We start from the raw sequence: 7,044 nt of genomic DNA, 5'->3' as shown, positions 1-7,044 counted from the left end.
GATTTGAAATAGGCATTCGTTGACCGCGACGCAGTAAATCTATTTCGATAAAATTAGTCAGACTATCTAAAATTTTTTCTCGTTTTTCTAAATACATTTCTCTACCTTTTCGACCTATTTTATTAGCAGGAGATAATATTTCGATGGTTGTTACAACTTCTTTAGTTGCTACTTCTTGAATTTCTAAATATCCTTGGCGAATAGTTATTGGTATTGGCAGAGTTACTGTTATAGGTTTTGTGGTAGTTGCTGTTGCTGTAACCTGAGATTCTGTAGAATTTGATGTGTTAACTTGACCTTTTTTAGACAGCACTGAAACATCTGGAAGACCTACAAGTAAAGATTTGGCATCCTTTTCTTCATACATTCTGACTTCCACAGAAACAAAATATTTCGGACGTAGTTGGGGAGATAATAACTGAGCAAGATTACTAATTAAGAAGAGATGTAATCCCGGCCATAAATCGGGATGTTCTAAATATGGGTCCATACCAGGAAATGGGGATGGCATAATTTTTTTCTCCTTTGGCTTTGATTAATTATAGCAAGTATCAAAATTNGATAATAACTGAGCAAGATTACTAATTAAGAAGAGATGTAATCCCGGCCATAAATCGGGATGTTCTAAATATGGGTCCATACCAGGAAATGGGGATGGCATAATTTTTTTCTCCTTTGGCTTTGATTAATTATAGCAAGTATCAAAATTATTCTGTTTTTAACTGTATTTTAACAAAATTTTCTGGGCAGGAATAATACCTACCCTCAGATTTTGCCATCAATTTATAATCATTGAACTTCTCGCCAGAAATGCCAACCCCATCCAGGTTGATATCCAAGTTTTGATGCAATTGTTAAACAGTCTCCTAATGTAAATTTTTTAGAGCGTTTATCTTCTAAAAGACTGTAATAAATCCATCCTTGACGGTAGCCATTATATTTTTGAGTTTCTATTAGTTCGTCAACAATAATTTGATGTTCGGCATTTACATAGAAGTTGTTCATTTTTTGTGATTTCTATTCGATTGACTTTCTAAAATCAATCATCCTGAATCTATAAAGATTTCTCTAGAGTCACTATTTTGTCTGAAATTAGCTTTTTGCAAAAAATTGCACTAAAATACGATCCTTGACAAATATTTATTCGTAAGGTAATAAAAAATGGGATTCAAAGCTGACCGACAGGGAGTAGAGAAAATTCGTCAAGCTATGCAAGAAAAAGGCTGGCAATGGGATGCTTCTACGAACGATGCGCCACTAATTGAAGCAAGTAAGATTTTGGAACCTAACGAGCAAAAATGGCCTAGGGAATATCAAGGAAAAATAATTTATGCTCAAGGTTGTTCAAATGAAAATTGGCAGCGTTTTCTGAAGGGAATATCTATTGGAAATGAAGCTTTTAAAGCTTTTTGTCAAGCTTTAGAATTAGACTGGGAAAATATTGTAGACCCTACCAGTAATAATCAACTTCAAAAACGACAAGAAAGAGCAAAATTTCTTGAATATTTTTGGGTTGGTAGAGAACAATTGATTAATCAATTAACTGCTAAGTTAAAAGAAAATTGTCGATTATTAGTGCTAACTGGAATTACTGGTATTGGTAAAACTTCTTTGGGATATCAATTGGTAAAGGTTTTAGAAATAGAAGGTTTTCAACGTAGCAAACCTCTGGATTTTGAAAATGATGATACGACAAAAGATTTTACTAGCGTTGCTGCTGAATTATTAATTAAGTGGCATGAAAAAGTGACTCCAGATGAACGCAAACAACCAGAAATTTTGCTTAACCGTTTGTTATATAAGTTGGTAAATAACCCTTATTTATTACAAATTGAATCTCTAGAAATTTTACTGGAGGGAAACAAAGATACAGGTTGGAATAATTTTCGAGATGAATATCAAGGAGAATTTTGGGTTAAATTTTTTCAGAAATTATTGGCAGCACCAGAATGTCAAAGTCGAATAATTGTTACTTCACAACATTTTCCTACTCAGTCGCAAGAGTGGGGTTATGCAGAACATTGGTGCTGTCATTTGTTAGAAGGTTTAGAAGAGTTTGAGCAGTTGGGGTTATTTGAAAAGACGGGAATAGAGGTTGAAGCGGTATCGCCAAATCAGCTATATTTAAAACGAATAGGTGCTGCGTATGAGGGTCATCCTTTAGCATTGCTGGTTATTGCTGGAGAAATTATGAGCGAGTCTTTTTTTGGTGATGTAGTTGCCTATTGGGAAAAGTGGGGGCACGAAATCAAAAAAATTGAGAAAGCACAGCAGCAAGAAAAGATTGAGTCAGAAAAGGATAATTTCAGACTCCAACGATATACTAAAGACTTGCGACAATTAGTAGAAAAACGAATTGGAATGACATTTCAAAGGTTGCTGGATGATTTTCCTGATGCTTACAAGTTACTTTGTTTTGGAGCGGTGTATCGCCGTGGAGTACCCCAGGAAGCATGGAATAAGGGATTGAAGTACGGGGAAGAATATTTGCAAGATATGATGGATGTATTATTTGACCGATATTTAGTCGAAATAGGTGAGACTGGATATATGGATGTTGAAGAAGTTGTCAGACAGCACAATTTAATTCGGAGTGTAGCTTTGACTCAATTGAAAAAATGCAAAAATAGGAGATAGTTTGATATGACAAATGATTTTGCAGAAGTAGATTTGAAAATGCAGTCACAACTAGAAAATGTTGATTTTACAATTTCTGGGGAGTTGGTGCTTGCTAATCTAAATATTGATTCAAAACTAGCGGAGTCAGAGGAATTATCTATTTGGGAACTTGCTCAATATTCGGCAGTTGAATGGTGGTTGACTGAGTATAAGGTAAAAGCAGATGCACCTAATATAGAGAAAGTTCGAGGTTGTTTAGAAGCTTTTCATCATTTGTGTGAAGTCGAAGACTGGGAAAAAGCAAGTCAATTAATTTTTGTTCGTCTTAATACTCCTACAAAAGAAGAATTTCACAAGCAACTTTATACTTGGGGATATTATCAAATACAAATTGAAATTTACACTCAAGTTTTGAGTTTTAGCGAACTAAGTCTCCCAATAAAAGCGACTATATTAACAAATTTAGGAAAAGCAAATATCGCTTTATTAAACTTTGACAAAGCCATAGAATACCTAAAACAAAGTTTGACTATTGCTCAAGAAATTAAATCTTGTAAAGAAGAGGAAGAGGCAGTACGAAATCTCGGTCATGCTTATCTATTTAAAAGAAAGTTTGCTCAAGCCTGGAATTACTTTCAGCAGAGTTTAGAAATTAGCCGAGAAATTAAAGACCGTCAAAGAGAAGGAGGAGTTTTAGGAGGAATAGGCAATTTTTATTATATTAGGAACAAGTATCACAGAGCCATTGATTATCAGCTACAACAGTTAGCAATAGGTCAGGAAATTCAAAGTTTTAATCTTGAAGCAACGGCTAAATGTAATTTAGGAATTATTTATTGTAAATTAAAAGATTATGGTCAAGCAATTGAATTTTATCGGTCAAGTTTAGCTATAGCTAAAGAACTTCAATATAGTAACTTAGAAACTACAAATATAGGAAATTTAGGGTTAATTGAGAGTTCCCTAGGAAATCATGCTCAAGCAATTGAATTAGCTCAACAGCGTTTAGCAATGGCAAGAGAAACAAATGATATTGTCACAGAAAGTCGAACGTTAGGAGAGTTAGCAAATATATATTATTTACTCGGCAATTATGAGAAAGCAATACAGTATAGTCAACAAAATAGATCGCTTGTAAATCAGCTTCAAACTGCGGATTTTGAAATGGGATTGTTTTTAGATTTTGGAAAAATATATTTCGCAGATAAAGATTATGCAAAAGCCGTAGATTATTTTCAAAATATGTTAAATAGTGCTGAAAAAAATAAAAATATTGAAGGTGAAATTTCAGCACTAATTGGTTTGGCTAAAGTATATGCNCCGAAAAATGTTAAATAGTGCTGAAAAAAATAAAAATATTGAAGGTGAAATTTCAGCACTAATTGGTTTGGCTAAAGTATATGCAGAACAAAAAGATTACCTACAAGCTATCGAATATTATCAACAAACTTTGCCTCTGACTCAAGAAATAAAAAATCGGGAGATGCAAATAGTTGTACTTTTTGGCTTGGGGGATGCTAACCAAGAAACTAAGAATTACAACAATGCAATTAAATACTATATAAATCTCATAAAAGTAACTAGGGAAATAGGTAATAAAGAAATAGAAATACAAATATTGCCAAAAATAGGTGAGTGTCAAACAAAAATAAACCAGTTAATTACAGCAATTAATTATTACCAACAAATGCTGAAAATATCGCAAGAAATAGGCAGCAGAGATACAGAGATGGTAGCGTTAGGTTGCATAGCTTCTGTTCATAAAAAATTGGAAAAGTATCCTCAAACAATTGAGTATTATGAAAAAGCATTACCCATTGCTAGAGAAATAAGTGATTGGCAAAGAGAAATACTCATATTGGTAGATTTAGGATTTGCTTATGGCAAATTGAAAAACTACAATAAAGCATTTTTAACTTGGTTAACTATAAGTTTTAAACACAGGTTGGCTCTNGCCTATAATATTGGGGATTTTTATACTATTAATAATAGTAGGATTTTTATCTTTGATAATTTATGGTTTAGCTATTTTAGGTGCAGCTCTATTCATGGCTTTTGTTATTTTTAAATTCTGGCAAACTCTTATACAAATCAAACAACATACAAAAATAAATAACAATCAGGGAAATAGAAATGAATAATATTACGCCAACCATTGAATTAGTTCTAGAAAAAATAGGTCTCGAATCAGCAACTATTAAATCAATCAAACCACCTCCGAAAAGGACTCAGTATCGGGCAGTTATGAACTGGTTGATATTCTATAAACCCCATGCAAATGCTTCTAACTTAGAAAAAGTAAAAGGTTATTTAGAAGCTTTTTATCATCTTTGTGAAGTAGAAGATTGGGCAAGAGCTACAACAATTATTGATATTCCTCTGAACACTCCCACGAATGAAAAATTACGAGATATATTAGGAACTTGGGGTTACTATCAACAACAAAAAGAAATTTATGACCGACTTTTAGGCAAATTAAATGATAAGTGGGATTGTATTTGTTTAAATGGTCTTGGTAATTGTCACTTTTATACAGGTAGTTATCAACTAGCTATTAATTACTTTGAGAAAAGTTTAGAAATAGCTAACCAAAATAATTTCCAAAAAGATGCTAAAATTTTACAAAATATTGGTTCTACATATCACAATTTAGGCAATTACAATCAGGCAGAATATTATTTACAACAAAGTTTAGAAAAGGTGCAACAAACAGGCGATCGTTTCACAGAAGCAGGTTTATTAGTCAATTTTGGTCATCTCTATGATTCTCAAGGCGAATACAATCCAGCCTTAGATAATTTTAAGCAAGCTTTGAGAATATCTCAAGAAACAAATAATTATATTGCCAAAATATCAGCATTGGGAGGATTAGGAATTTATTACTATTCTCAGCAAAAATATGAAGAAGCAATGAATTATTACGAGCAACAACGGAAAATAGCAGAAGAAATAGGCGATAGCCAAAGTTTTAAAACTGCTTTAGGCAATATTGGTATTATTTACCGCTTTCTCAAAACATACCCCGAAGCTATTACCTATCTTGAGAAAAGTTTAGAGTTAGCAATAGAAATGGGTGATTTGAATGGAGAGGAAACTGCTCTAACAAATTTAGGTGTAATTGAAGTTGAATTAGGAAATTTAACTCAAGCAAGAGAGTATTTTGACAAAGCTTTAAATATTGCTAGAGAGATAGGCGATCGCCGAGGTGAAGCTCATATATTATTTGGTCTGAGTCAGTATTATTATAGATGTGGTCAATTTCAACAAGGTTTTACTAGCTCTCAAAAATCTCTGAAGATAATGGCAGAATGTGGAGTAACAATAAATGCCTTACCATTGCCAAGATGGTATAAATCATTCTTAAAATTTAGTCAAAGAGGTAAATTTCAGCTAACTATATTTCTCTTATTTGTGTTAATAGGATTTCCCTTTGCTATAACTATATCTTTCATAACTACATTATGGTGGGGTTTATACGGTCAGGTGAAAAAATTGAGTAGTAGAGTAGGCAAAAATTATTATTAAAATGAATGGTAAATAGAGCTAATATTTGCCGACTATACCCATGATAATTACCAAAATAATTGGGTCGCCTAACCCCGACTTTTAAGGCGAAATGTTTTTGGAACTTTGCTCTAATTCCCCTTACAAAAATAATTTCTGACTTTTGATTTCTGACTTCGTTAACCACCACAACTACCAAAGTCTGGGCTACAAATCTAAGTCACAACTACCACATTCTAATTCTGGAAAACAACCATCACATTCTAATTCTGGAAGACAATCATCACATTCCAATATTTCATAGCAACAATCAATATTTTCTCTAACTCTACTACTATTTTATTTTCTCTTATCCCTATCTTTTACTTTTAATTGAGGCAGTTTATCTTTTACAAACTTTTCTTTATCTTTCAAATCTTCTTCATTTTCAGAATTACTAACTGCTTGTAACTTCAAAATTTGATTAGCTTCTTTGCACGCTTTAAACCTTTGACGTGCTGCTTCAATAGCTCTAGAAAAATCTTGTTCTATAAACATCCGTTTAATGTAATTGGAACAAGAATCATCACCATACAATATTCTATTTTTCGGAACCATTTTTTAATTCCAGGACAGGACAGGAATAGTAGTGTCGGTGAATAACAATTTACTTTTAGATTGTTTTGATAGGGGAAGGAGAAGTTCTAGTTTCTGCTTCCCAATTCTGATAATCTTTTACCTTATTTGCTACACTCCGCCGAGTAGCTTCCACAAACTGACTCACACGAATAGGGTCTATTGGTTGGTCTATTTGTCCATGTCGTTTGAGGGAGCTAGATACAATGACGCCATCTGCAGCTTGCATCAAGGTAGAAATGTTTTCCCAGTTGGCACCACTACCTATAAATACTGGCGTACCTGCTGCTGCTGCAGTAGCTAATT

7 protein-coding genes and 2 pseudogenes are annotated in these 7,044 nt (G+C 33.2%); 4 read left to right on the top strand and 5 right to left on the bottom strand.

Annotated elements, in window-relative coordinates:
• The 3 genes from AFK68_RS17475 to AFK68_RS17465 all read right to left on the bottom strand — a co-directional run.
• Window positions 1-511: DUF4058 family protein (locus AFK68_RS17475; RefSeq protein WP_143437985.1), on the bottom strand; the 511-nt coding region annotated here is incomplete at its 3' end.
• 49 nt (window positions 512-560) lie between these two features.
• Window positions 561-661, bottom strand: a 101-nt coding sequence (locus AFK68_RS17470) for a DUF4058 family protein (protein WP_143437986.1), incomplete at its 3' end; no start/stop codon positions are given.
• A gap of 128 nt (window positions 662-789) precedes the next feature.
• Window positions 790-1,005, bottom strand: a complete 216-nt coding sequence (locus AFK68_RS17465) for a hypothetical protein (RefSeq protein WP_094673875.1) — start codon at window positions 1,003-1,005, stop codon at window positions 790-792.
• Between the two features lie 156 nt (window positions 1,006-1,161).
• Here AFK68_RS17465 and AFK68_RS17460 point away from each other — a divergent pair, with 156 nt between their 5' ends.
• The 4 genes and pseudogenes from AFK68_RS17460 (at window position 1,162) to AFK68_RS17445 (ending at window position 6,144) form a co-directional block, all read left to right on the top strand.
• Window positions 1,162-2,637, top strand: coding sequence for an ATP-binding protein (locus AFK68_RS17460; protein WP_094673874.1), 1,476 nt, complete (start codon window positions 1,162-1,164; stop codon window positions 2,635-2,637).
• A gap of 6 nt (window positions 2,638-2,643) precedes the next feature.
• A pseudogene (locus AFK68_RS45580) lies at window positions 2,644-3,938 on the top strand (tetratricopeptide repeat protein); the annotation flags it as partial.
• 8 nt (window positions 3,939-3,946) lie between these two features.
• Window positions 3,947-4,572 (top strand): annotated as a pseudogene (locus AFK68_RS45575) (tetratricopeptide repeat protein); the annotation flags it as partial.
• A 180-nt stretch (window positions 4,573-4,752) separates the two neighbouring features.
• Entirely contained in the window at window positions 4,753-6,144 is a 1,392-nt protein-coding gene (locus tag AFK68_RS17445) for a tetratricopeptide repeat protein (protein ID WP_094673871.1), read from the top strand.
• 318 nt (window positions 6,145-6,462) lie between these two features.
• On the opposite strand, the gene AFK68_RS17440 is transcribed toward AFK68_RS17445, so the two are convergent.
• Both AFK68_RS17440 and AFK68_RS17435 read right to left on the bottom strand, forming a co-directional pair.
• On the bottom strand, window positions 6,463-6,660 hold the full coding sequence (locus AFK68_RS17440; protein ID WP_143437983.1) for a hypothetical protein: 198 nt from the start codon (window positions 6,658-6,660) through the stop codon (window positions 6,463-6,465).
• A gap of 115 nt (window positions 6,661-6,775) precedes the next feature.
• On the bottom strand, window positions 6,776-7,044 hold a 269-nt coding region (locus AFK68_RS17435; RefSeq protein WP_305778144.1), incomplete at its 5' end, for a BtpA/SgcQ family protein.

The organism is Hydrocoleum sp. CS-953 (genome assembly GCF_002260545.1).
In the GTDB taxonomy this organism is placed as follows: Bacteria; Cyanobacteriota; Cyanobacteriia; order Cyanobacteriales; family Microcoleaceae; genus Trichodesmium.
This window is presented reverse-complemented; position numbering and strand designations above follow the sequence as displayed.

Excerpts from the sequence above, each read along its gene's own strand:
- AFK68_RS17465 (WP_094673875.1), bottom strand. The coding sequence starts at position 1,005 with ATGAACAACTTCTATGTAAATGCCGAACATCAAATTATTGTTGACGAA.
- AFK68_RS17460 (WP_094673874.1), top strand. The coding sequence starts at position 1,162 with ATGGGATTCAAAGCTGACCGACAGGGAGTAGAGAAAATTCGTCAAGCT.
- AFK68_RS17445 (WP_094673871.1), top strand. The coding sequence starts at position 4,753 with ATGAATAATATTACGCCAACCATTGAATTAGTTCTAGAAAAAATAGGT.
- AFK68_RS17440 (WP_143437983.1), bottom strand. The coding sequence starts at position 6,660 with ATGTTTATAGAACAAGATTTTTCTAGAGCTATTGAAGCAGCACGTCAA.